Raw genomic sequence first — 24959 nt, forward strand, 5'->3', positions numbered from 1 at the left:
AATGTTTGCCGGATGGATAAGATCCCTTTGGCTCAAGCTTCGGTCCAGGCTTCGTTCATCAAGAGTCAGCAGTATCCGCTTTATTATTACATGGTCCTTCTCTGTCTTCATTGTATTGGTGCTGACCATCATGGCGATGCTGCTTCATGACAAATTCACGCAGGCCGCGGAGCGAAGTGCGGAGCTGACGACGAGGCAGATCGTGGATCAGGTCAGTTACAATCTGGAAGATTATGTCCGCAGCATGTCGCATCTGTATCGAGCCATCGAAGAACATATGCTGCGGGACGGTACGTGGGAAGGGGATCAGGTAGATAAACAGCTCGATACGCTGCTCAGCAGCCGCGAAGATATCATCTCCATTACTTTGTTGGATTCAACAGGGCATCTGCTCAAGAATAGACCTTCAGCTGAATTAAAACCGAGTGCGCATGTGACACAGCAAGGGTGGTTTCAATCTGCACTCCGAGTACCGGATCACCTTAGTTTCTCGCTGCCTCATATTCAGAACATGTACACAGGCCCATACAAATGGGTCGTTTCCATGAGCAAAGGCATTACTGTACGCCAAAATGGTCAGGATCGTCAGGTCATTCTGCTGGTGGATATCAACTTCAAACAAATGGACGAACTGAGCCGCCGGGTCAGTCTGGGGCAGCGGGGATACGTCTACATTATCGACGAAAGTGCGGGCAATATCGTCTACCATCCGCAGCAGCAATTAATGTACATGGGGCTCAAAAGTGAAAATATCGAACAGGCACTGGTTGCAACCGGCAGCTATGAAGATGAGGCGGATGGGCAGAAAAGGTTGAATGCGGTCAAGTCTGTCGCCAATATCGGATGGAAAATCGTAGGTGTGGCCTATCTGGATGAGATCATGACATCCCGCCAGGAGGTCAATGGATATCTGATTCGAGTACTGCTGGTTGTGCTGGTACTGGTCATCCTCGTCTCGCTATTCCTCTCTTCCAGTCTGACACGTCCGATCCGGCGGATGGAACGAAAGATGAAGGCCGTGGAGCGAGGGGATTTTAACGTGGAGCTTCCTATTGAGGGGCCACTGGAAGTGGAACGTTTATCCCGTCGTTTTAACCTGATGGTCTATAAAATCCGGACCTTGATGAATGAAATCATTCATGAACAGGAACAGAAGCGTCGGCTCGAACTGGAAGCTTTGCAGGCTCAGATCAATCCACATTTCCTATACAACACGTTGAATTCAGTAGTGCGTATGGTGGGCATGAGCCGGAATGAGGAAGTCATTACGATGATCACTTCGTTATCCCGATTGTTTCGCATCAGTCTTAGTCAAGGCAAAACGATTATTACGGTCAGGGAAGAACTGGAGCACGCCCACCATTACCTGACGATTCAGCAAATGCGGTTCAAGCGCAAATTCAATTTTATCATGAAGGCGGATGAAGATACGCTGGACAACCTGACACTTAAGCTGCTGCTTCAGCCACTCATTGAAAATGCGATCGTGCATGGCATTGAATATCATATGGACGAGGGATGTATTGAGATTCGTGTATACCGGGAGGACGACAAGCTGGTATTTCGTATTACGGATAATGGGGTCGGCATGACGGAAGAGCAGATGTCGAAACTTCTAATGGGCAGTCCTATCGTGAAAAGTGGTGCAGGATCAGGTGTAGCTGTACGCAATGTGCATGATCGAATTCAGCTCTATTATGGCGAAGCTTACGGTCTTGAATTTGAGAGTGAGCTGGAGGAAGGAACAACCGTCTGGATTCGGATTCCGATCCAATCGGAACGAGAGGAGGACGATGCTCATGAAAGCTAATAAGATCAATAGAACGGACTGGATGGGGCATCCCGTTATGAAAATAAACATCTGCCCTCGCGTGGAAGTCATACGGATGAGAGTTCTTCTCCTTCGTTATATGGCCATGACAGTAGCAATTTGTTGCCTGCTGTTATGTGTAGCGTGCGGTATGTCGAATGCTGATCCGGCGGGATCGCCGCCGCGTATTGCACTGATTACGCCAGCGGGAACCGGAGAACTCGCAGAAGCGATACGTCTTGGGGCCGAAGCGGCTGCCAAAGAAGCGGGAGCGGAGCTTATTACGGTGGAGGCTTTCCCCTCGGAAGGGTTAACTTACGCGCCTTCTAACCCTGACTTCACAGCAGAACAGGGAAAGGTGAAGCAAGAGCATTTGCAAAATGGGACTTATTCACTGAGCGAGCGTGAACAAGCCCAGGTGGATGCGGTATCACTGGCACTGGAGCAGGGAGCATCGGCCCTGTTGATCGATCCCTTGAGTGAGAAGACACTCAGCGACATCATTCAGAAGGCACAGACTAAAGATGCCAACGGAGTGATTACTCCCGTCATTTTGTTGAATGATGAATTTCCTGTTAAAGGCATAACAAGTGTTATCTCGATAGATAACGTTGAAGCTGGACGGCAGGCGGGTCAGGCCATGGCTGTGCTTCTGGGAGGGCGAGGACGTATAGCCCTGCTTGGTCCTGATCCTGTAAATCCTGTTCTGATTAACCGGGAGCTAGGAATAGAGGAATCACTGGCTCAATACCCGGACATTCATGTGGAGGCCCAATCCGTATGCAGCACACGGGATGCTTGCTGGCAGGCGGCGAAGCAACTGCTTGACCAGCAGCAGGTGAACGGGTTGATTGCCCTTCAGGAACCTGCTTCTCTGGGGGCAGCGGATGAACTGAATCGACGTACGTCCGAGAACAATGGGAACAAGGTGAAGATTGTGGGATTTGGCAGTGAACAGCAGCAGTTAGAGCAGTTACAGGAAGGCAGAATTCAGCACTTGATTGTGCAAAATGGATTCAGTGCAGGTTATCTTGGTGTGAATCAGGCCGTTGCACGGTTGAACAACCAACAGGTGCAAGCCAGGGTAACACTGGAAACGAAGCTGGTCAGTACGGACAATATGTTCTGGATGGATAATCAGAAGTTGTTGTTTCCTTTTGTACAGTAAAGGTTCAATTGAGGAAGATTTCGATAAAACAGAGGAAGATATTGTATTCGAATTTATTGTAAACCCTTTCATAATAAAGACATCGGTAAAGCCGAATGAACTTGGGGGAGGTCATTAGGATATGAAGAAAACGTGGATGACATTGTTGCTTACAGCGTGTATGGTTGCGGCGGCGGGGTGCAGCAGTGGCGGAGACAGCGCAGGCGGAAGTACAGGAACAGATACAGGAGGTCAGACGGCCGCAGGAACGGAAACGCCGAAGATTGGCGTGGCGATCTATAAGTTCGATGACACGTTCATGACGGGTGTACGGAATGCAATGACCGCAGCAGCGGAAGGTAAAGCCACACTCGATATCGTGGATAGCCAGAACGCACAGCCGACCCAGAATGAGAAAGTCGATCTGTTTGTATCCAAGAAATACAACGCAATGGCTGTGAATCCGGTTGACCGGACCGCAGCAGGTGTCATTATTGACAAAGCCAAAGCGGCCAGCATTCCGGTTGTCTTTCTGAACCGTGAGCCGGTTGCCGAAGACATGAACAAGTGGGATAAAGTGTATTACGTTGGAGCCAAGGCGGAAGAGTCCGGCACGATCTCCGGTCAGCTCATTGTGGACTACTGGAAGGCCCACCCGGAAGCAGATAAAAACGGGGACGGCAAACTGCAATACGTCATGCTGAAAGGCGAGCCTGGCCACCAGGACGCTGAGCTGCGGACTAAATATTCCGTACAGGCAATTCAGGATGCCGGAATTGAAGTGGAAGCGCTGGCGGAAGACACGGCGATGTGGGATCGGGTCAAAGGCCAGGAGAAAATGCAGGCGTTCCTTGCCTCCCACGGAGACAAGATTGAAGCAGTATTGGCTAACAATGATGACATGGCACTTGGAGCCATTGAAGCGTTGAAAGCAGCCGGATACTTCAAAGACGGCAAAACGATGCCTGTTGTGGGTGTGGATGCAACTGCTCCGGCTATTCAGGCCCTTCAGGACGGTACGATGTTGGGCACGGTGTTGAATGATGCCAAGAACCAGGGCGCAGCAACGGTTGCACTCGCTTCCGTACTCGCGAAAGGTGAGACACCAACGAAGGAAAATACGGGTTATGACATTACGGATGGCAAATATGTTTGGATTGCCTACAAAAAAATTACGAAAGACAACATTGCCGACGCCCAATAACAGCAGCAAACAGGGACGTCCGTCATGAGATGGCGTCCTTTTTTTGCCGGGTTTAAGGAAGGGGAGGATGAAAGATGGAATCACCTTACCTGCTGGAGATGGACGGAATATCCAAAGCATTTCCGGGTGTGCAGGCACTAAGTCAGGTCACATTGAAGGTAAAGCCGGGTACGGTTCATGCGCTGATGGGAGAGAACGGAGCGGGCAAATCCACGCTGATGAAATGCCTATTCGGTATGTACCGCCCGGATGAAGGGACGATTCGGATGGACGGCAAGGAGGTGGACATTCCGAGTTCGAAAGCGGCGCTTCAGCATGGCATATCGATGATTCATCAGGAGCTGAACCCGGTGCCACATCGTCCGGTGATGGAAAACATCTGGCTGGGACGCTTTCCAATGAGGGGGTTGTTGGTGGATGAGAAACGAATGTATGCCGATACACTGGCTCTGTTCAAGGACTTGAATCTGGACATTGATCCGAAGGCTCAGGCGGGGACTTTATCCGTTTCCAAAATACAGTCGATGGAAATCGCCAAAGCGGTCTCTTTTCAATCTAAAGTCATCGTGATGGATGAGCCAACATCCTCGCTCACGGGCAAGGAAGTGGACCAGCTCTTTGCCATTATTAATCAGCTGCGCAGTCGCGGGGTGTCTATTATCTACATTTCGCACAAGATGGAGGAAATTCTGACGATCTCGGATGAGGTCACGATTATGCGGGATGGTTTTGTGGTGGGTACCTGGGATGCTGCCGATTTAACGACTGATCTGATCATTACCCGCATGGTTGGACGTGATCTGGATGAACGGTTCCCGGAACGGACGAATGTACCTGGAGAAGTGATTTTGAAGGCAGAAGGCTTAACCTCGAGCCAGCCGAATTCGTTCCGTGATGTGACGTTTGAATTGAGGAAAGGCGAAGTGCTTGGCATCGGCGGCCTTGTTGGGGCACAGCGGACGGAATTGATCGAGTCATTGTTCGGCTTGCGCGGACTTGCTTCAGGGACGATCTCCATTCATGGGCGCAAGGTGAAGATTAAGTCACCTGCCGCAGCAAAGCGTCATAACATTGCCCTGCTTACCGAGGAGCGAAGAGTCACAGGAATTTTTCCAGTGTTATCTGTGTATGAAAATACGATTATTGCGAGTCTCGGACGTTACCGGAATCGGATTGGTCTGCTGGATGAGAAGAAAGGCCGAGATGAGGCACGCGAACAAACTCAGAAGTTTAGAACTAAAACGCCTTCAGTTAACACGCTGATTCGAAACCTTTCTGGTGGTAATCAACAGAAGGTACTTCTGGCCAGATGGTTGTTGACTGACCCTGAAATTCTACTGCTCGATGAACCGACACGTGGGATTGATGTGGGTGCCAAATTTGAAATCTACACCATTATTACGGAACTGGCCCGCCAGGGCAAAAGCATTATTATGATCAGCTCGGAGATGCCCGAACTGCTGGGCATGTCGGATCGAATTATGGTCATGAGCGAAGGGCGGCTCACCGGAATCGTGGACGGTGCCGAGGCAACAGAGCAGGATATCATGAGGCTGGCCGCACAGCAGCGGATGGCTTAGTCAGGAGGGAACATATGAATACACAGGTTATCAATCAGGTGAAGCAGTATGTAGCGCAGCGCGCGATCTTTATTGTGCTGATCCTGCTCGTCATTGGCATTGCCATTGCCGATCCGCACTTTCTTGCTTTCTCTACACTTCGGGATATATTACAACAGTCCTCCACACGGGCCATCATTGCGCTGGGGGCGGCGTTTATCCTGGTAACGGGCGGGGTCGATTTGTCGGCAGGACGGGTCGTTGGGCTAACGGCTGTTGTCTCCGCATCCATGCTGCAAATCGACGAATATGCCAATCGGTTCTTTCCCGATCTGCCACAGTATTGGGTAGGATTGCCAATCGCTATCGGAATCATCGCAGGCTTGGCAGTGGGTCTCGTCAACGGCATCATTGTAGCCAAATTACATGTTCCACCCTTTATCGCGACACTGGGTACGATGGTTGCGGTATATGGCCTGAACTCGATTTATTTTGATACAGAGCCCAATCAGTCACAACCCATTGGTGGATTGAGGCCCGATTTTACTGTTATTGGTTCTGGTTACATTGATCTTGGCGGTGGTTATTCCATTCCGTATATCGTATTGATTGCTGTAGCGGTTGCGCTGATCTGCTGGGTGGTCTTCAACAAGACCCGTCTCGGGAAGAACATGTATGCCATCGGTGGCAACATTCAGGCTGCGCATGTGTCCGGCATTCATGTGGCACGCAACCTGATTGCGTTGTATGCCATTGCAGGTGCCCTGTATGGATTGGGCGGTGTGCTGGAAGCCGCGCGTACGGGCGGGGCAACGAACAATTACGGTAACATGTATGAGCTGGATGCTATTGCGGCCTGTGTCGTGGGGGGCGTCTCCACAGCGGGTGGTATCGGTACGGTGCCTGGTGTTATGGCAGGGGTGCTGATCTTTGGAGTTATCAACTATGGTCTGACCTTTATCGGTGTAAGTCCTTACTGGCAGCTAATTATTAAAGGGTTGATTATTGTGGCTGCGGTGGCATTTGATATCCGCAAGTATATGGCGAAAAAATAGAGGTTTAGTAATGAAGCATAAAGCCAGCTTCCTGAAATGACAGGGGAGCTGGCTTTATGCTTGTTTGCTCTTTTAATGAAATATAACCCATATTATACCGTAAAGTGGAAAGATCATAACGCTAAAGATCAGCATGAAACCACCGACCTTGTAGGCTACTTTTGTACCAAAGTGAGAATGGTATTTGCGTGCGATCAAAACGGAAGATAACCAAAAGATTATAGCTACCATAAAGGGAATGTGAAATCCTTGATGACCATCGCTATAGATAGGCAAGTTCAGTAGATTAAACAAATAGTGGCTGATTTGCACCTTTGCTGTGCCCCAGGAAAAATTAAAGGCAAACCCTATAGCAAGCACAAGCAAAGAAAGTGTCCCGATGCCCAAAGGTTTTCTTTGTTGTATCATGTTTATCCCTCCATAACCAGGGTGATATTCTATATAAACCCATTAAATGTATTGTAACACAGTAATGACCATTGTAATTGGATCATTATTTCGTAATGTGCATTTCCTATAAACCGTTTGTCCTATTTTAATTATAAATTTATACATTCATGTGAATTTGACGAACCTCCAATAATCGACAACATCAGCTAATCATTATCGATATAATACATGTGAATAGGATCTTAGATGTGAGTATTGTCAAAGGGGGCGAGGCTGTTTGCTGAGTTACACGATGAAAATGGTTATTTTCCCGCTCGGATGTCTGCTTGTTATCCTGTCCTCTTATTTTCTAGGGCTTACTTCCCATCTCGCGTTAATGATATGTGCTGGTGTGTTATTTGTAGCAAGTATATACAAGGAAAAACAGTATCCGGTATTGCGTAACATCCATTGGATTTTTCTTGGCATATTCCATTATTTCAGTGAACTTAACTGGTGTAATATGTTGTATTACCTGCTCATCATGTCGATGATTCAGGATAAACAGCGTGTTACGCAGACGTTACCCATTTCAATGTTGATTGTGTTTGAATATACTGTGATTCGGCTTTCGTATGTGACGATAGATACATATAATTTGCTGGTGTCCATGTTTGACATGTTAACTGCAATTGTCATTATCTTTTTGTATCATACCTTGATTAACAGCGAAGCAGAGAAGCGCAAACTTCGGGAGAAAAATCATTTTCTAACCCTCCATGATCCGCTTACCGGATTGCTAAACTACGAGGGATATATGAATGTACTGAAGGAAACGGTGGACGAGCAACGATCATTTTTGCTGATTATCATGAACATTCAGAATTTCAACGGGTTTGATCAAGAGGTCGATGACAACTGGAGTCATGTAATCAAAGCGACAGGCGAGAGTGTTTCAAAACAGTTTGCAGATGCATATGGCGTTTCTCGGTATGCTGGGGATCGGTATGCTGTCGTTTTGCCTGAAATACAAAATATCGAAGAACGCATGGCGTTACTGCTGTCCGGGGAGTTAAGGGGCTTACAAGTAAACTACAGCATTTCCCTATACCCTGGGATGTCCGAGACGTTGCAGCACTTTATCACGGTGGCGGAGGACAGGCTGTTTCAGCAGCAGCGGAGCAAATGGTTAAAAAATGAAGAGGAGGTCTTCCGTTCCGAAAGACTCCGGTCTGTTGGTGAACTGGCAGCTGGCATGGCTCATGAAATTCGTAACCCACTGACTGCCATTCGAGGTTTCCTACAGCTTTCAAGGGGACAGGCCTTCAATATCGCACCATGGTATGAGGTCATAATGGGAGAGATTACAAGGGTAACAGAGCTGACGGCTGAGTTTTTACAGTTCTCCAAACCACAGGCTAATCACATGAAACCTGAACGAGTGGAACTCTGTCTTGAACGGGTCATGTCGTTAACCGAATCGGATGCAGCGTCTCGGGGTCACCGGATTACACTGGAGATGACTAGCGAGCCGGTCGTAGTCAATATGGATAGGGATAAGATCGTGCAGGTTCTGATTAATCTGATTCGTAATGCTTTTGAAGCGATGGAAGACCCGGGTGAAGTACATATTGATCTGTTACATGATGGAGATAAAGCGCTTATCTCAATTACCGATACGGGCAGCGGTATCCCTGAGAACTCTCTAGCAACGATCTTTAATCCATTTTATACGACCAAGGAGGAAGGTACAGGACTTGGACTGGCACTCTGTCAGAAAATTGCTCAGGATCATCATGGGAAAATTACCGTTCATAGCAAAATGGGGATTGGCTCTACATTCACCCTTCATTTACCTATTGGGGCATAATTCTAATAAAAAATAAACGCCGCATTTGGATTCCAGAAGAACCTAATGCGGCGTTTTTGTTTGTGTTTCTGTGTTTTAATCATCAATGAACACGAACCCAATCAGGTAAGCTGACCCTGATGCAACTGATAATAGAAACCTTGCTGTTGCATCAACTCATCATGGCTGCCTCGTTCGGCGATCTTGCCGTCATCAATAACCAGAATCTGATCGGCCTCACGAATCGTGCTTAATCTATGGGCAATGACAAAGCTGGTGCGATCTTTCATCAAGGTGCGCATCGCTTCCTGAATTTGCATTTCGGTGCGTGTGTCGATGCTGCTGGTCGCTTCATCCAGAATTAGAATTGCAGGATCCGCAAGAATGGCACGAGCAATGGTTAACAGTTGTCGCTGTCCCTGACTCAGATTGCTGCCACCGGAAATGATCGGGGTATCATAACCCTGCGATAATTTGCGGATGAAGGAGTGGGCATTTGCCAACTTCGCTGCTTGCTGGATCTGTTCGTCCGTTGCATCGGGTTTGCCGTAGGCAATATTGTCACGAATGGTGCCGGAGAACAGATAGGCATCCTGTAACACAATGCCAAGTTCGCGCCTTAGCTGGTCTTTCTCCAGTTCGGAGATGTCACAGCCATCAATCGTAATCCGTCCGCCCGTAATCTCGTAAAAACGGGGCAGCAGGTTGATGATCGTTGTTTTACCCGCCCCAGTCGGGCCGACAAGTGCAATCATCTCGCCTGGCTTGGCGGTGAAGCTGACCTTTTTCAAGATCTCCCTCTCGGAGTTATACCCAAAGGATACATCTTTAAATACAACTTTACCCTGAATCTGCTGCAGTTGTTTCTTCTGTTCTTCCACGTATTCACTTGGTGTATCAATAATGTGGAATACACGTTCAGCACCTGCAATAGCTGCCTGAATCAGGTTGTACTGGTTCGCCAAATCATTGATGGGCCGCTCAATTTGGCGGGAGTAAGCAAGGAAACTTACAATCAGCCCGATGGACGTCAGATCATGATAAGCCATCCATCCACCTACGGCTGCCAGTATGGCAAAGCCGATATTGTTCATAACGTTCATCGTTGGCCCGACCAGACCTGATACGCTTTGAGCTTGGGTACTGGAAGTGCGAAGCTTTTCGTTCAAATTTTGAAAATGTTTTTGTGCCTGCTCCTGACGATTATAGGCTGCAACCACCTTTTGTCCGGCAATGGTTTCCTGAGCGTAGCCATTAAGCTCACCAAGCAACTTTTGCTGGGCGGTAAAATGTTTGCGTGTTCTTGAAGCGATCAGCCGAGTGGCGATCGTAATCAGGGGAACCGTGACCAGACTGAGCAGTGTCAGACGGACATCCAGGGCTAACATAATCGACAGGGAGCCAACCAGCAAGATGGCGCTGGACATCAATTGAGTTACACTTTGATTCAGCGTCGTGGACACGTTATCGATATCATTGGTAGCCCGGCTCATCAGATCACCGCTCTGATTTTTGTCAAAAAAGCTGATCGGCAGCTGCTGCAGCCGTGAAAACAGAGCATGACGCAAATCCTTCACAGTCAGTTGAGAGACACCGATCATGACATAGGATTGAGCCCACATCATAAACGAGCCGAGAACGTATACGGACAGTAATAACATGCAGTCTTTCAGCAGACCGTCCGTAATTTTGGGAACGATATGTTCATTGACCGCACGGCCAAGCAGATAAGGTCCTGCCAGATTAAGTAACGTTCCAAGAGCCGTCAGTATTAGAGCGGTGATAACCCCTTTGCGATGACGTCCCATGTATGACCACACTCGAATGATGGCGTGCCGGGCGTTCTTGGCTCTTACTTTGGGAACCGGACCTCGGCCGGGTGGCCCAGGTCTTCCGATCATCGGTGGGACAACGGTCTGATGGTTGGAGGAAGAAGCGTTTTTAGCCAAATTGAACATCCTCCTTCCGTTGCTGCGAATAATAGATGGATTGGTAATGTGGCGAATGGGCCATGAGATGTTCATGTGTACCACTTGCCACGATCTCTCCTTCATCAAGCACGTAAATACAGTCTGCATCTTTTACAGAAGAGATCCGTTGTGCAATCAAGAAGGTCGTACTATTTTTCATTAGTGAATGCAGCGCCTTCTGAATGCTTGCTTCGGTACGCAGATCGACGGCACTGGTGCTGTCGTCCAGAATCAGAACCTCCGGTTGCATGAGCAGGGCACGGGCAATAGAAATCCGTTGTTTCTGCCCACCTGAGAGATTGACCCCGCGCTGGCCCAACTCCGTGTTATATCCATCTTTCAGATTCATAATAAAATCATCGGCCGCTGCCGCTTGAGCTGCGGCACGTAGTTCAGCTTCCGTTGCATCAGGTCTGCCGAAGCAGATATTATCCCGAATGCTGCCACTAAACAGGATGGATTCCTGTAATACGATGGACACACGGCTGCGAAGATCCTGGAGATCCCAGTTACGCACGTTCACTCCATTCACGAGCACTTCACCCTGTGAGGCATCATACAAGCGGGGGATCAGCTGTACAAGCGAGGTTTTGCCTGATCCTGTAGATCCGAGCAGGGCCACTTTTTCTCCCGGCCGAGCCGTCAGTGTAATTCCAGAGAGCGTATGTTCTCCATCATAGCGGAAATAGACATCCCTGAATTCCACCTGACCTGCTCCTTTACGAGACATATCATCTCCCGATTGAATATCAGGCTGGGTGTGAAGCACCTCGTTGATTCGTGTTGCAGATACTTTGGCGCGGGAGAAGCTCATCATCATCATGCCGATTGAAGTGAGCGACGAGAGTACAACCGTTACGTAGTTGATAAAAGCAATCAAATCTCCGGCGGCAATATCGCCTCCTACTACCTGAAAGCCCCCAAACCACAGTACCGCTACAATGGTTGCATTCAGCATCAGGCTTAATACCGGTGCATTCAGCGATACGATGCGCCAGGCTTTCACTGCCGTATGGGTATAATCTTCATTGGCTTGCTGGAAACGTTTCTTCTCCTGACGCGCACGTGCAAAAGCTTTGACGACACGAATGCCGGCCAGATTCTCTTGAAGAACCGCGTTCACCTTGTCGAGTTTGTTCTGAACGCTGGCGAACAGCGGATAGGAAGCGGATATCAGGATATATAAGATGATAAAAAGAATCGGCACGGACAAAATGAGAATGAGCGCCAGTTTGACACTGATTGTAAACGCCATAATAATACTGCCGATAATCAGCATCGGCGAACGGATAAACATACGCAGAAGCATCTGTACAAAGGTCTGCATCTGGGTGATATCACTCGTCAGGCGAGTGATAAGCGAGCCCTCCTGGAAGGTATCCAGATTACGGAACGAAAACTTCTGGATATGATCAAACAATTCCTGGCGCAGATCAGTGCCATATCCAACGGCAGCTTTGCTTGAAAACAGCGTACAGCCTGCACCGCCAACCCATCCGATTAACGCAAAAAGAAGCATAAATAAACCTGTAGTCACGATGTGGGACAGGTTCCCTGCAAGAACACCATCATCCACAATGCTGGACATCAGCTTGGGTTGAAGCAGGTCCATGGCAACCTCAAGGACCATGAGCAGCGGAGCAAGAATAGCTGCTGACTTATACGGGGTAAGAAATCGTTTTAACGTCCACAATGGGAAAAATCACCTCATTCGATATGAAATAATCATGTTGCAAATATTGATGAAGATAGATGAATCTCAATTAATATTCTCGCAGATTCTGAACCATGCGCTGGGCGAGCGCTGCCATGAGTTGCGATTCTTCAGGTGTAAAATCTTTCTGGGCTTGGCGATCAAGCTCCTGGAATACTTCTCTCAGTTCCTTAAGCGCAGCACGGCCCTGATCGGTCAGATAGACACGCAGACTGCGCAGATCTTTCGGGTCAGCTTCACGCCGTATAAACCCCGAGCTTTCCATACGTTTCAGCATTACCGTTACCGTTGCAGGGGCGCGGCGAAGCTGTTCGGCCAGATGTTTCTGGGTCTGACCATCTTCCCGTTCAAGCTGGAACAGCAGCGGCGGTTGTCCAGGATATAACTCAGGGTGGTTGACAAGCTTCTCATGAGCCTTGTAACGCTGTAGCTTGACGAGTTCTGATAACTGTCCCATTAACCGTTCATTTCGATCTGATTTCATAAGCGCTTCCATCCTTTTAATTAGTCGACTAACTAAATGATAAGTTTCATTTGACATATCGTCAAGCGATTTTTGACATCCCAAGGAAGGATATCTGAGAGTGCTCTAATGGATTTTTTTAAGGAGATGGGAAATATTGACCGAGGACAAAAAGATATGTTAGATTGTTATTATCTTATTGTTAATAACAAAATGTTAATAACAGAATGGGGTTTTTCGAAATGACACATGCAGGTAATTCTGATCAAAATCCATTAGATCATCAGAATCACGTGAATATAAGTGAACAACAGTTTCTTGAAACCTATGACGCGGGCGATTACGAACGTCCCTCCGTTACGGTGGATATGTTGGTATTTACAATACGAAGTGAAACGCAGGAGAACTATCGCAAGCTTGCGGAACCTGAGCTCCAGTTGCTGCTGATCCGTCGTGGCGGTCATCCCTATATGGGGCAGTGGGCTCTTCCGGGTGGGTTCGTTTCCATACAGGAATCGTTGGAAGATGCCGCTAGGCGGGAACTGTTCACCGAAACCGGACTGGATGATATTTATCTGGAGCAGCTGTATACCTGGGGAGATGTGCATCGCGATCCGCGTACGCGTGTTATCAGCTGTTCTTACATGGCGCTGGTTGACAGCAGCGAACTGCAACTTCAGGCTGGCGACGATGCCAGCGAAGCAGACTGGTTCAGAATGGAGCAGCGGCTTCTGGAGGAGAAACGCCATATCCATGAGCGTGGACGTGTGACGGAGCGCAGGGTGCAGTTGATTTTGACCAATGGAACAGAGGAATTGTCGGCGGTCATTGAGACAAAGGAAACGTTGGAAGGCAGAGTGCGCAGCAGCCATATTACCGTGAACGAAGTTCAAGGAATTGCTTTTGATCATGCGAAGATCATTTACTACGCGCTGGAACGTCTGCGGGCGAAGGTGGAGTATACGGATATTGCTTTCAATTTGATGCCGGAGACATTCACGCTAACTGCTCTTCAGAAAGTATACGAGACCATCAGTGGCAAAAAACTGCTGGCTGCCGGCTTCCGGCGCAAAATCGCCGATTGGGTCATCGAAACGGGAGAGTATACAGGGAATGCTGGACATCGCCCATCCCGTTTATACAGACTGAACCCGGAAAGATTGGCCCCATAAAGTTAGGAGGGAATATCGATGGAGAAGTTTACATTTTTCTGGCGTACAGCGTCTCCGTTCTCACAGTGGCACCCGGCGGATTTTACCGTGAGTGGCGTTCACTACACGAGTGCAGAGCAATACATGATGCATCAGAAAGCACTGCTGTTCGGCGATCAGATTATTGCAGATAAGATCCTGAAAGCAAGCTCCGCATCTGTCCAAAAAAAGCTGGGCAGACAGGTCGCAGGATTCGACCAGACTGTATGGGAAGCGGAGTGCAAACGTATTGTCTATGAGGGCAACGAAGCCAAATTCACCCAAAACGAACAACTGCTGACCACGCTGCTCGCCACCCGCGGCACGACCCTTGTGGAGGCAAGCCCGGATGACCGCATTTGGGGTGTTGGACTGGCGGAAGAAGACTCGCGTATTCGTAATAGAAGGACGTGGCGGGGAACCAACTGGCTGGGTGAGATCCTCACCCGTCTTAGAGAAAATATAGGAAGTGATGAAGATGAACGATCAACAACATAAGAACAATATTCAGAACAACAATCGCAGTAAAACAACTGGCTTCAACAGTACGAATCAACGTTCCAGACGATCCCAAATCGCCCATCAGACGCTGGCTATTCTGGAAGAAGGAGAATACGTGAACGGATATGATCGCAGGGTTCAGATCGGTACGGATTTACAGCGAGCGATCCGAGATTCGGTATTATATCGTCCGACGGAACTTATCGCTCTTCGAGAAAAACGAAGTAAAGAAATGGTTCAGCTGCAACCTCGCGCCGAAGCTTCAGTCGTTCGCATCGAGGTTACGGGTGAGACCACACTCGCAGCCGCTTCACGTCTTTCTGTGGATGAAGGAGGGAAAGATATCGTTTGCCTAAACTTTGCATCGGCGAAAAACCCCGGTGGTGGCTTCCTGGGAGGCAGTCAGGCACAGGAGGAAAGCTTGGCTCGGGCGACGGGACTGTACCCATGTATCGCCCAAATGAACGAAATGTATGATTATAATCGTAAGCAGCGATCTTGTCTTTACTCGGATTATATGATCTATTCGCCTGCAGTTCCGGTGATCCGTGATGACGAGGATCGGCTGCTCGACAAATGCTATCTGACATCATTCATCACAGCGCCTGCTGTAAATGCGGGAGTAGTGAGAGAGCGGGAAGATGCCGATGATCGGCAGATTGAGTCCGTCATGAAAGGGCGCATTCGCTATATTCTGGACGTGGCCGCGCTGCATGGACATCGAACCATCGTACTAGGTGCATATGGCTGCGGAGTATTCAGGAATGATCCGGCGGACGTAGCGAAGTATTTCCATGATGTATTGGTGGAAGAGAACTTCAGGCATTCCTTTGAACGAATCGTATTTGCCGTATTGGACCGGTCATCAGGACAGAAAACAATCAAGGCGTTTGAGGATCGTTTGGCGGGAAAGTGAACTGGAAAAAGGTGGAAAATAAAATTTGTAAGGGAGAAGAAGACAATATGGATTTTCGCGAAATACAGCAGGATTTGTTTGCCATGGATGATCACTACACGCTTGCACACTGTATTTCTGCGGATGCCCGCATGGGTGCAGGAATTGCTGTGCAGTTTCGGCAGCGATTTGGATTGGAGATTCTCCAGGAGCAGGCGCAGCAGGAGCCGCTTGAGATCGGACAATGTTATTCGGTGGGGCGGACACTGAATCTGGTCACCAAGGCCAAGTTCTCTAACAAACCAACCTATCAGTCGTTTACCCGAGCCGTTGAATCCATGCGTGACATATGCGTTAGAGATGGGCTCAACAAACTGGCGATGCCACAAATCGGCTGCGGGCTGGACAGGTTGAAGTGGGATAAGGTGAGGGGCATTATTCAAGATGCTTTTGCCGAAACGGATGTTGAGATCGTCGTTTGTACCTTGTGATTAGGCCATGCCGACGGACTTTTACCTACAGGAATACCAATTTGGATTCAAAAAAACCTCTGCTTTGAGCGGATGGAGAGAGCATGTTAGCTTACTCTGTTCCGATCTGCAAAGAGAGGTTTTTTGGTGTTTTTTTAAATGTTGTGCGTAAGGATCATTTTACTTCTTAGAAAACATTTCTTTGGCTTCATCCATGGCCATTTTATTGCCGATTGAAGAATAGTCCAACCAAGGTTGAGCACCGATTGGGTAGACATGACCTGCTTTGACAGCCTTCAGTCCTTGCCAGATCGGATTGTTTTGCAGTTCTTTGAACATGTTCTGAGCTTCATCATCCGAGTTCACGACAACGAAGATCGCATCTGCATCAAAGTCCGGCAGTATTTCACGTGAAACAACTTGATACGGTTTGGACGAATCGAATTCTTCAATGCCTTTAGCCGGAGTTAACCCCAGATCTTCATACAAAATCGGGCCCATTGGGCGGCGTGTACTGAATACACGCAGTTCTTTGGCGGTAACACGGATAGCCATTACGGTGCCGTCACCGATTGTATCGTGAATCAGGGATTTCACTTCTTCCGTTTCAGTTGCATAATCCTGAATGTATTGCTCTGCTTCTTTCTCGCGGTTGACCAGTTTACCAATGTCTTTCAGGTGGTCGCGCCAAGTGCCATCATCCAGATTGAAGACGTGTACAGGAGCAATTTTCTCGAATTTGGCAATATCATCACCGGAGAATTCTTCGTCCAGGTAGATGACATCTGGTTTCAGGGCAAGTAAGGCTTCCATGTCCGGGTCCTTAACGGGACCGAGCGGCGTTGTATTTTGAAGACGGTCAGCCACATGGGACAGGAAGGCTTTGGCTTCCCCGCCGATCACCGAACCAACCGGTGTAATGCCGAGAGACAGCAGGTCATTGGTCAGATGGATCGACATGGATGCAATGCGTTGATCCCCGGAAGCGGAATTGCTATCCTGTGTAGCGTTCGAAGTGTCCGTAGTAGAACCTTCCGACGCAGAAGATGAATTATTGGCGTTCCCGCAGGCTGCGAGTACAAGCACAAGACAGATGCTCATGAAGAGCATAAGGTTTTTCTTTAACATGGGTAATCTCAATCTCCTTGAACATCTCATGGATGTCGTTTTTATGTTGGGTGTACCGGTAAAAATATTCGGATTGTTCCGATAAAGCCATTACTTGGTTCGTACCAGCAGATATAAAAAGTAAGGTGCGCCTATCGCCGCGACCACGACGCCTGCCGGAATGGAATTGGGCTGAAAGATCGTTCGCCCGACCGTATCGGCGGCAACCAGGATCACCATGCCGATGAGTCCGGCGGCTGGGATCAGATGGCGATGCATCGGGCCAACCAGTCTGCGGGCCAGATGTGGCGCCGCCAGACCAATGAATCCGATCCCGCCAGCCATGGACACACTGACGGCAGATAATGCTACCGTGCACAATAGCAAAATAACGCGTTGGGATCTGACGGGTGTACCAATACTGGTCGCGGCAGCATCTCCCAGATTGAAGGCATCCAGCGTTTTGGAGCGGCTCCATATGTACGAGATGCACAGCACAACCCATGGAAGCAGCGCCTGAACATGTACCCAATCTCTGCCCCAGACGCTACCTGCCAGCCAGCGGGCGGCGAAGGAATAGGTGTCTTCATCCAAACGCAGGGACAGATAGAGCGTCAGGGCATGGAAACCGGCTGCTACGGCAATACCCACCAGAATAAGCTTAATGGGGGATACTCCGTTATGTTGGTCATAGGATAGCAGCATGATAATTAATGCCGCGGCGACACTGCCTGCAAAAGCAAACAACGGAATCAGCAAGGCAACCGAACCATTCATGGAATGGGAGAAGCTTACGAATACCATCAATCCAAAAGCCGCTCCTGCATGCAAGCCGAGGATGCCCGGATCGGCCAATGGATTGCGTGTAATGCCTTGCAACGCTGCACCAGCCACACCGAGTCCCGCTCCGGCGAGCACAGTAACCAGAATGCGTGGCAGTCGATAGTCGAACAATACAATCTGATCATCCGGCGTTCCATAGCCAAGCAGGGTGTGAAGCACGGCTATTGGTGACAGGCGAATTGTTCCCGAGTTGAGGCTGATAACGATAACGGCACAGGCGATACAGAGCAGCGCAACGCTGACCGCTATGGAACGTTTACCTCGTGAAGGTGCATTGGTGTTCATCGCTATAGGGCCCTCCTTTCTTTACGGGCCAGATAGAGGAAGAAGGGTACACCGACAAAGGCGACCATAATGCCTACTGCCAGTTCCTGAGGCGGGTTCACAATGCGTGATCCCAGATCGGCGAGCACCAGCAAGACGGCTCCGAGCAGGGAGGACATCGGAATGATGAGTCGATAATCCACGCCAACCAATTTGCGAGAAATATGTGGAATGACCAGTCCAACAAAGCCGATCGAGCCTACAGCAGAAACGGATACGCCAGCCAGCACAACAACCGCCGTCAAGGCAAACAGCATGGTCCAGCGGAGATTGATTCCGAGATTAATCGCAACTTCTTCTCCTAGCGACATGAGAGATATCCGACGGGCCATAGGTAAAGTGAGCACGAGAGTAACCAGTAGAACAGGCAGAATCAACTTCAGATGCCGCCATTCAATCCCCCCGAAACCACCCGCATACCAGAAGGCCAAATCCTGGCTCAAGTCAAAATATATGGCGACACCAGTGCTGAGCGAACTCAGCATGGCTGCAATAACGGCACCCGCAACGGTAAGCCTGATGGATGTCAGCCCTCCAGGGGCCGCCATTCCCAGCAGGAAAATGAGCAGCGTGCCAAGCACAGCCCCTGCAAATGACAGGAACATAATCCAGCCGTAAGGCAATCCTGGCCAGAAGGCGAAGCTGAGCGCCACGACAAAGGTAGCGCCTGCATTGATCCCCAGAATGCCGGTATCTGCCAGCGGATTACGTGTGATTCCCTGCATGAGCGCTCCCGCCACAGCAAAGGCTGCGCCAATGACAGCAGCAGCAATGACACGTGGCAGCCGTAGCTCGTGAATAATCTGATGCGGCGTCAAAGCCGGGTTGTACTGAAATATAGCAGTCCATACGGTTTCCAGTGTCAGTCCCTTGGCACCAAGAGAAATGGCGACAAACATACTAAGCAGCAGTGCGACAATGGCCGCCAAAAACATCAGGCCAACCGTCACTGCGGATTTTCGTGATTTGGATGGACGTTGTGACAATCCCGGATGTTGAATGCGGGTCACTCCTTTGGTACCAACAACGCATTGCTGTTGTTATTGATTATCATTATCAATTAGTGAACATTATAAAATCTTAATTCAGGCCCGTACATGGCATAAATTAAGATTATAGAGATGGACATTTTTTAGATTACAGAAATGCTGGTTTGTTCGTCAACATAGAGAGCGCTTCATCGAGCTGGATGTTGATGGAATACGGAGCGTATACCACCCATGAATTCCAGTCTATGACATGCACACGCCCAGCTTTTACCGCAGGATAGTTTTCCCACAACGGATCAACAGTAATCTGCTGTAACAGAGTAGTACGTTCGTGCATGGACGTAACCGCAATCAGCAGCACATCCGCTTCGAGGCCATCCCATTCTCCAGGCGTGAAGGACATCCAGTTGAATCCCACACCGGAAGGTTTGCCTGTCAGTTCTTTCTGAATTCGATCTGGAGGTGACAGCTGCAGGCTGCGGTAAAATACATGACCGAAGTTGCGATTGCTGTACATGCGCGGTCCTTTTGCAGTTAAGGTACAGATCGCCACGGTGACCTGACCTGCTGTATCTCTGATCTTTTTGCGAGCCCGCTCCGCCTTACGCTCATGCCGATCCAGCCACTCCTTAGCCGCTTGAGTACGATCCACGATAGAGGCTATTTTCTGCAAATGACCAAACATGTCTGTCTGATTCCAAGGGACGGTAATGATTGGAGCGACATCTCCGATATGTTCCATCGCCTTAGCGGCGGCGTTGTCCTTAGTCAGAATCAGGTCGGGATTCACATCAAGAAATGCCTGACGTCCCTGTTCCCATGGTTCATAGGCATGGAATGGCAATGTCAACGATTTGGGAACATGGGGCAGATGGCCCTGGATCTGCGCTGCACATGGTGTGATGCCAAGAGTCATCAGGTGATCGGTGTAAGGATAGGAGAGTGAGACGATATTTCGATGTACCTGCTTGGCATAGGAAGTTGGTGCATAACCGGCGTGATTTCTGAACCGGCGGCTGAAATAGAATTCGTCCCGATAGCCTACTTGGCGAGCTACATCACGAATTCGCAGTTCTGAAGTCATGAGCAATTCCTTGGCCCGATTCATTCGTAAATGAGTGATATATTCGATTGGATTTTTCTGCATCCGGCCCTTGAATAGCTGTGAATAATACGACGGATGCATACCTGCCAGTTCGGCCAGCTTTTCCAGCTTGATTTCGTTCATATAGTTTTCCCGCATGTACTGCAAGGTGGATCTGAGCCATTGTTCAGGCTCGTCCTGTGCTTCCGCATGCACCGGACCTTCCTGTGGCCAGAGGGTATGAAGAAGATCGGTCAGAAGCAGCTGCACTTTCAGGCTGGTCTGTGAAGCTTCGGTTGTTAATTGTGCGGCTATTCGCTGTATCCCATAGTAAGGGCCCTGAATCCACCCTGTTACAGGTGAACCAAGCTCTCGCTCATATATTCGTCGTTCTTCCGTTTTCTCAGCAACCCGAAACAGATCGAAATGAATGATATACAATTCAATCTCATGGTCCGCATCAGAGAAAAGCTCCAGAGAAGTTCCCGGTATAGACAAGAAGGCGGATTTACGTGTGACAAGGGATTCGATACCGTTTGCTACCAGCTTGCCCGTGAATTTATGCATGTAGACAAAGGTATGGTGAGGGAGCTCAGTCTGACTCCATTGCCAATGCGTATTCATGGTAACCAGCTCTGCCTGACGCAGTTCAAGCAGCGCATCGTTCAGAAAAGCATCCATTTCCGTTCGTGTCATGGATTCATTCGAGCTTTTCGGCTGATCCGGTTGGGTCAACGTGTGGGAGGTATTGCGGTTATTATTGGTGCTTGGATGGGTTAACATGGTGTGACCTCCTTTCCTCGCGAGGTTGATATATCATAGCGAGCGCAGCCGCATATCCGATGTAAACCACTGTCGGTACGTCATCATGCTGAGCAGAATGCTGGTAATGGCGGCTGAGCTTGTAAAAGCAAACACGATCAGAATCTGGTAACGCACGGCCTCAACCGGATCAGCACCCGCAATAATCATGCCTGTCATCATGCCAGGAAGCTGTACAAGTCCTACCGTTTTCATGCCATCGATCGTGGGAATCATGCTGGATTTTACAGAACGTTTCAATACGTCCTGAAAAGCACGTCTTGGCGTTGCGCCCAGTGCAAGCAGGGATTCAATCTCTCCTTTGGAGGACTCGACCTCGCGTTTCATCTGATTCAGGAACAGCCCGGACACTACCATGGCATTACCGATGGTCATCCCACTCAATGGAATAATGTATTGGGGAGTAGGCTCTACAATCCCAAGTCCCAACAACAGTCCCATCATGAGCAGCTCCGTAACCGTAATTGCAGCCGCAATATACAAGGAAATCCAGCGAAGTCCTTTGCCGCGTTTGCCAGCATTAATGGAGGCTACTATTATCATGAATCCGACAATGGCAATGATAAGAACGGGGTGGTCCGAGTTAAATATAAATTGAAGTACATATCCGACAAGCAACAGCTGTACAGCGGAACGAACGGTGCCTATAGCAATATCCTTTTCCAGATCAAGCTTCTGCCAGACAGAGATGAGCATGGTGACCATCACAAATATAATGGTAAAACTCAAAGCGATGAGTGACATGATTTCTCCTTATTCTGCCGCAGGGGCAGGGTGCATAATGAATTGTCTGGCCAAGTCAGTGGCCGGATTGTCAAAAAAATGAGCTGTCGGCTGGCGTTCCAGCAGTGTCTGATTGCCCATAAACCAGGTGGTTGTACTGAATGATTGTGCCTGTTCCTGATCATGGGTAACCCAGACGAGCGAAGTACCTTCCTGTTGGCTCCAGCGGGTCAATTGCTCTTCCACCAGGCGTGCGTTGGTCCGATCCAGGGAAGCAGTCACTTCATCCAGCAGCAGGACCTCAGGACGCAGCATCATGGAACGAATAAGAGCTATGCGCTGTTTCTCCCCACCGGAGAGGTCGATGGCCCGCTTATGAATATCAAGATTCTCCAATCCCATACCTGTAAGCAGGCGTCGGGCGAGATCCTGATCGTATGGCTGCCTGTGAAGCAGATGCACTGTTTTCAGGTTATCTTCCACACTGCCTGCCAGCATGACAGCTTGCTGTGCGACATAAGTCATGCGTGTGCGCCAGATACGAGGGTCCGAATCCCGATAAGAAATTCCTTTCCAGATCAGGTCTCCTTCATCAGGAATATCCAGCAGGGCGAGAATGCGGAGCAATGTGCTCTTCCCTTGGCCGGATGCACCGAGTATGGCAATACGTTCTCCCTGATCCACTTCTGCGTTCACATGTTCAAATAAAATACGCTGCTCGGTTAAACCGATACGTTTTACTAGTTTATCAATGGTTAAAAGTGTGGACAAAGTCGGGTCGTCCTTTCATCCGTGATCTGCAATCATCTTAGCAAAAATACGAAAAAATTGAAATGAGAGTGAATCTCAATTAGATCATTGAACTTAGAGCATGGAATGTAAGAGATGAAACGGGTCTGACGCAAGCGGTTCTTTTTGGTAAAATAAAGAAGACTCCGTGTTGGCCTAATCGAGATCGTGATCTTTTTAAAATATGTTGATATCAGGGGAGGCTTTATGATGACGAAAGTTGTTGGACGGGACAAAGTGAATTGGGGCATTATGGGTACAGGATGGATTGCATCCCAGTTCGCACGAGATCTGGAGCATGCCGGAAACGCTGTAAAAGCGGCGGTTGGTTCACGAACATCCGGAAGCGCAGAGAAGTTTGCAGCTGAATATGGTTTTGCACGCGCTTACGGTTCATATGAAGAGATGCTTCAGGACCCTGAAGTGGATATTATTTATGTGGCAACACCGCATCCGCTACATAAGGAAAATGTACTTGCTTGTCTGGAAGCGGGCAAAGCAGTACTCTGTGAGAAACCATTTACGATGAATGCCCGTCAGCTGGAACAATTGGTGGAGAAGGCGCGTGAGCGCAATCTTTTTCTTATGGAAGGCATGTGGACACGCTTTCTGCCACCGATCACCCAAGCGAGAGCATGGATTGCGGAAGGCAGAATCGGCGAGGTACGTTTGGTCAAAGCAGACTTTGGTTTCCGCGTAGGCTGGGAGCCGGAAGGCAGGTTGCTTAACCCTGATCTGGGTGGGGGGGCTCTGCTTGATGCAGGGGTATATCCGATCTCCTTCGCGTCCATGATTTTTGGCGAGCAGCCTCAGCATGTGTGGAGTACGGCGAACATTGGACAGACGGGTGTGGACGAACAGTTCTCCGTACTTTTGTCTTATTCCGAAGGTCGTTCTGCATCGCTGAATGGGGCCATTCGTCTTAACTTGAGTAACGAAGCGATCATATATGGCACGGAAGGGTACATTCGTTTACCACTTTTCCTGGCAGGCAAAGAAGCTTATCTGCATGTGAACGGTCAGGACGAACCGGAGACATTTATCGATGACCGGACGTGTATTGGATATGCGTTTGAAGCGGAGGAAGCAGGGCGCTGCATTCTGGAAGGACGTACGGAGAGCAGAACGATCCAACTGGACGAATCCCTGGAAATCATGAAGTTGATGGACACGATTCGTGGGCAGTGGGGCCTGCGTTACAAATCCGAGTAAATAGACAGGAGTGGAAAAGCGATCGTGAAAATACTGATCTCCGGATTTGAACCTTTTGGCGGGGATGCAGTGAATCCAACGGGAGAGCTGATGGAGGCACTTGCGCAGGAAGTAATAGAGGGAGCGGAGCTGAAAACAGTACTGCTGCCTGTACACTTCGATGAATGTGCGGATCTGCTGATCGCAGAGATGGAATCCTCTCAACCGGATGTCGTCATCGCCTGTGGTTTGGCCAAAGGCAGGACGGCCATTACACCTGAACGGATTGCTGTTAACGTCAAAGATATTCCTCCAGGCTCCTATGCGGACAACCAAGGCCAGCTTCCCGTGGACGAGCTCATCGTGAAGGGCAGCCCAGACGGTCTGTTCTCCACATTGCCCATTCGTGCAATGGTGAATAACATGGGGGCAGCAGGCATCCCGGCTGCGGTGTCCAATACAGCAGGCACGTATATTTGCAACAATACGATGTACCGGGTGCTGGATCATATTCGGTTGAAGCAGCTTCCGATTCGTGCCGGATTTGTACATTTTCCAGCTTCAACGGAGATGGCTGTGCTTCAGCCTTCGGTGCCGTCACTGCCCATCCCCATGATGCTGGATGCTCTGCGGGTTATGATTCGCACGGTAGTGGCGGAGTAATTGAGTTTGGATCAACATTTTGTATAGGTTTGGTTTGTTGTTGGAGTAAATTAATAAGGGCTGTCCTATTGTCATGAATATGACTTTATAGGACAGCCCTTTGTATTATCTAACGAAATAGAGTCACGCTAATGGGCGGGTTTCCGCAGATAATGGAACCTAACGAACTCCAGAATCGTTATTTTGCCGTTCATTTGTTTTTTTCTGTCTTTTCGCTGAGATTTATCC

22 protein-coding genes are annotated in these 24959 nt (G+C 49.0%); 12 read left to right on the top strand and 10 right to left on the bottom strand.

What is annotated here, in order from left to right; genetic code table 11:
• Window position 1: 1 nt before the first annotated feature.
• The 5 genes from CS562_RS10825 (at window position 2) to mglC (ending at window position 6775) form a co-directional block, all read left to right on the top strand.
• Window positions 2-1810 (top strand): cache domain-containing sensor histidine kinase, encoded by a 1809-nt coding sequence (locus CS562_RS10825; RefSeq protein ID WP_373561721.1) that lies wholly within the window; start codon window positions 2-4, stop codon window positions 1808-1810.
• The gene (locus CS562_RS10830) at window positions 1800-2978 is read left to right on the top strand and encodes a sugar ABC transporter substrate-binding protein (RefSeq protein WP_180287096.1); all 1179 of its coding nucleotides are present in this window, start codon (window positions 1800-1802) and stop codon (window positions 2976-2978) included. The genes CS562_RS10825 and CS562_RS10830 overlap by 11 nt, the downstream gene beginning before the upstream one ends.
• 121 nt (window positions 2979-3099) lie before the next feature.
• Entirely contained in the window at window positions 3100-4161 is a 1062-nt protein-coding gene (locus tag CS562_RS10835; RefSeq protein WP_076290272.1) for a galactose ABC transporter substrate-binding protein, read from the top strand.
• A 74-nt stretch (window positions 4162-4235) separates the two neighbouring features.
• Complete coding sequence (locus CS562_RS10840) at window positions 4236-5741, top strand: sugar ABC transporter ATP-binding protein (protein ID WP_099855601.1); 1506 nt, start codon at window positions 4236-4238, stop codon at window positions 5739-5741.
• Window positions 5742-5755: 14 nt separating this feature from the next.
• Complete coding sequence (gene mglC / locus CS562_RS10845) at window positions 5756-6775, top strand: galactose/methyl galactoside ABC transporter permease MglC (protein WP_099855604.1); 1020 nt, start codon at window positions 5756-5758, stop codon at window positions 6773-6775.
• 72 nt (window positions 6776-6847) lie between these two features.
• On the opposite strand, the gene CS562_RS10850 is transcribed toward mglC, so the two are convergent.
• Window positions 6848-7183 (bottom strand): hypothetical protein, encoded by a 336-nt coding sequence (locus tag CS562_RS10850; RefSeq protein WP_076290269.1) that lies wholly within the window; start codon window positions 7181-7183, stop codon window positions 6848-6850.
• Window positions 7184-7442: 259 nt separating this feature from the next.
• Between CS562_RS10850 and CS562_RS10855 the strand changes: the two genes are divergently transcribed.
• Complete coding sequence (locus CS562_RS10855; protein WP_257219452.1) at window positions 7443-9014, top strand: ATP-binding protein; 1572 nt, start codon at window positions 7443-7445, stop codon at window positions 9012-9014.
• A gap of 101 nt (window positions 9015-9115) precedes the next feature.
• Here CS562_RS10855 and CS562_RS10860 read toward each other — a convergent pair whose 3' ends face one another.
• The 3 genes from CS562_RS10860 to CS562_RS10870 all read right to left on the bottom strand — a co-directional run bounded on the left by CS562_RS10860 (window position 9116) and on the right by CS562_RS10870 (window position 13161).
• Window positions 9116-10942: an ABC transporter ATP-binding protein gene (locus tag CS562_RS10860; protein WP_099855606.1), complete on the bottom strand. Its 1827-nt coding sequence runs from the start codon at window positions 10940-10942 to the stop codon at window positions 9116-9118.
• The gene (locus tag CS562_RS10865; RefSeq protein WP_076290264.1) at window positions 10935-12656 is read right to left on the bottom strand and encodes an ABC transporter ATP-binding protein; all 1722 of its coding nucleotides are present in this window, start codon (window positions 12654-12656) and stop codon (window positions 10935-10937) included. Before CS562_RS10865 ends, CS562_RS10860 begins: the two co-directional genes overlap by 8 nt.
• A 70-nt stretch (window positions 12657-12726) precedes the next feature.
• Complete coding sequence (locus CS562_RS10870) at window positions 12727-13161, bottom strand: MarR family winged helix-turn-helix transcriptional regulator (RefSeq protein ID WP_076290263.1); 435 nt, start codon at window positions 13159-13161, stop codon at window positions 12727-12729.
• A 221-nt stretch (window positions 13162-13382) separates the two neighbouring features.
• Here CS562_RS10870 and CS562_RS10875 point away from each other — a divergent pair, with 221 nt between their 5' ends.
• From CS562_RS10875 to CS562_RS10890, 4 genes are read left to right on the top strand one after another with little or no spacing between them, the layout of a single operon-like run.
• Window positions 13383-14312: an NUDIX hydrolase gene (locus CS562_RS10875; protein WP_099855608.1), complete on the top strand. Its 930-nt coding sequence runs from the start codon at window positions 13383-13385 to the stop codon at window positions 14310-14312.
• A gap of 18 nt (window positions 14313-14330) precedes the next feature.
• Complete coding sequence (locus tag CS562_RS10880) at window positions 14331-14828, top strand: riboflavin biosynthesis intermediates N-glycosidase (protein WP_099855609.1); 498 nt, start codon at window positions 14331-14333, stop codon at window positions 14826-14828.
• Window positions 14809-15747, top strand: a complete 939-nt coding sequence (locus CS562_RS10885; protein WP_099855611.1) for a TIGR02452 family protein — start codon at window positions 14809-14811, stop codon at window positions 15745-15747. Before CS562_RS10880 ends, CS562_RS10885 begins: the two co-directional genes overlap by 20 nt.
• 47 nt (window positions 15748-15794) lie before the next feature.
• Window positions 15795-16217 carry a macro domain-containing protein gene (locus CS562_RS10890; protein WP_099855613.1) on the top strand — a complete coding sequence of 141 codons (423 nt, stop codon included), beginning with the start codon at window positions 15795-15797 and terminating at the stop codon, window positions 16215-16217.
• Window positions 16218-16376: 159 nt separating this feature from the next.
• Here the strand turns inward: CS562_RS10890 and CS562_RS10895 are convergent, their stop codons facing one another.
• The 6 genes from CS562_RS10895 to CS562_RS10920 all read right to left on the bottom strand — a co-directional run bounded on the left by CS562_RS10895 (window position 16377) and on the right by CS562_RS10920 (window position 22859).
• The gene (locus CS562_RS10895) at window positions 16377-17324 is read right to left on the bottom strand and encodes an iron-hydroxamate ABC transporter substrate-binding protein (protein ID WP_076290259.1); all 948 of its coding nucleotides are present in this window, start codon (window positions 17322-17324) and stop codon (window positions 16377-16379) included.
• Window positions 17325-17414: 90 nt separating this feature from the next.
• Window positions 17415-18431, bottom strand: coding sequence for a FecCD family ABC transporter permease (locus CS562_RS10900; protein WP_099855615.1), 1017 nt, complete (start codon window positions 18429-18431; stop codon window positions 17415-17417).
• A gap of 2 nt (window positions 18432-18433) precedes the next feature.
• Complete coding sequence (locus CS562_RS10905) at window positions 18434-19405, bottom strand: FecCD family ABC transporter permease (RefSeq protein WP_180287112.1); 972 nt, start codon at window positions 19403-19405, stop codon at window positions 18434-18436.
• 202 nt (window positions 19406-19607) lie between these two features.
• Window positions 19608-21326 carry a helix-turn-helix domain-containing protein gene (locus CS562_RS10910; protein ID WP_099855617.1) on the bottom strand — a complete coding sequence of 573 codons (1719 nt, stop codon included), beginning with the start codon at window positions 21324-21326 and terminating at the stop codon, window positions 19608-19610.
• A gap of 33 nt (window positions 21327-21359) precedes the next feature.
• A complete protein-coding gene (locus CS562_RS10915; RefSeq protein ID WP_064640349.1) occupies window positions 21360-22109 on the bottom strand; it encodes an ABC transporter permease in 750 nt (249 codons plus the stop codon).
• A 9-nt stretch (window positions 22110-22118) separates the two neighbouring features.
• Window positions 22119-22859 carry an ABC transporter ATP-binding protein gene (locus tag CS562_RS10920; protein WP_076290256.1) on the bottom strand — a complete coding sequence of 247 codons (741 nt, stop codon included), beginning with the start codon at window positions 22857-22859 and terminating at the stop codon, window positions 22119-22121.
• Window positions 22860-23087: 228 nt separating this feature from the next.
• Between CS562_RS10920 and CS562_RS10925 the strand changes: the two genes are divergently transcribed.
• Together CS562_RS10925 and CS562_RS10930 are read left to right on the top strand one after the other, a co-directional pair.
• Window positions 23088-24089 (top strand): Gfo/Idh/MocA family protein, encoded by a 1002-nt coding sequence (locus CS562_RS10925; protein ID WP_076290255.1) that lies wholly within the window; start codon window positions 23088-23090, stop codon window positions 24087-24089.
• Window positions 24090-24113: 24 nt separating this feature from the next.
• The gene (locus CS562_RS10930) at window positions 24114-24731 is read left to right on the top strand and encodes a pyroglutamyl-peptidase I (protein WP_099855618.1); all 618 of its coding nucleotides are present in this window, start codon (window positions 24114-24116) and stop codon (window positions 24729-24731) included.
• Window positions 24732-24959: the final 228 nt, after the last annotated feature.

This window comes from Paenibacillus sp. LK1, assembly GCF_002750415.1.
In the GTDB taxonomy this organism is placed as follows: domain Bacteria; phylum Bacillota; class Bacilli; order Paenibacillales; family Paenibacillaceae; genus Paenibacillus; species Paenibacillus taichungensis.

Bases quoted from the DNA above. Each gene is read 5' to 3' on its own strand.
- CS562_RS10825 (WP_373561721.1), top strand. From the start codon at position 2: ATGTTTGCCGGATGGATAAGATCCCTTTGGCTCAAGCTTCGGTCCAGG.
- CS562_RS10840 (WP_099855601.1), top strand. From the start codon at position 4,236: ATGGAATCACCTTACCTGCTGGAGATGGACGGAATATCCAAAGCATTT.
- CS562_RS10885 (WP_099855611.1), top strand. From the start codon at position 14,809: ATGAACGATCAACAACATAAGAACAATATTCAGAACAACAATCGCAGT.
- CS562_RS10900 (WP_099855615.1), bottom strand. From the start codon at position 18,431: ATGAACACCAATGCACCTTCACGAGGTAAACGTTCCATAGCGGTCAGC.
- CS562_RS10910 (WP_099855617.1), bottom strand. From the start codon at position 21,326: ATGTTAACCCATCCAAGCACCAATAATAACCGCAATACCTCCCACACG.
- CS562_RS10870 (WP_076290263.1), bottom strand. From the start codon at position 13,161: ATGAAATCAGATCGAAATGAACGGTTAATGGGACAGTTATCAGAACTC.
- CS562_RS10835 (WP_076290272.1), top strand. From the start codon at position 3,100: ATGAAGAAAACGTGGATGACATTGTTGCTTACAGCGTGTATGGTTGCG.
- CS562_RS10925 (WP_076290255.1), top strand. From the start codon at position 23,088: ATGACGAAAGTTGTTGGACGGGACAAAGTGAATTGGGGCATTATGGGT.
- CS562_RS10905 (WP_180287112.1), bottom strand. From the start codon at position 19,405: ATGTTTTTGGCGGCCATTGTCGCACTGCTGCTTAGTATGTTTGTCGCC.
- CS562_RS10880 (WP_099855609.1), top strand. From the start codon at position 14,331: ATGGAGAAGTTTACATTTTTCTGGCGTACAGCGTCTCCGTTCTCACAG.
- CS562_RS10875 (WP_099855608.1), top strand. From the start codon at position 13,383: ATGACACATGCAGGTAATTCTGATCAAAATCCATTAGATCATCAGAAT.
- mglC (WP_099855604.1), top strand. From the start codon at position 5,756: ATGAATACACAGGTTATCAATCAGGTGAAGCAGTATGTAGCGCAGCGC.
- CS562_RS10890 (WP_099855613.1), top strand. From the start codon at position 15,795: ATGGATTTTCGCGAAATACAGCAGGATTTGTTTGCCATGGATGATCAC.
- CS562_RS10850 (WP_076290269.1), bottom strand. From the start codon at position 7,183: ATGATACAACAAAGAAAACCTTTGGGCATCGGGACACTTTCTTTGCTT.
- CS562_RS10895 (WP_076290259.1), bottom strand. From the start codon at position 17,324: ATGTTAAAGAAAAACCTTATGCTCTTCATGAGCATCTGTCTTGTGCTT.
- CS562_RS10830 (WP_180287096.1), top strand. From the start codon at position 1,800: ATGAAAGCTAATAAGATCAATAGAACGGACTGGATGGGGCATCCCGTT.
- CS562_RS10915 (WP_064640349.1), bottom strand. From the start codon at position 22,109: ATGTCACTCATCGCTTTGAGTTTTACCATTATATTTGTGATGGTCACC.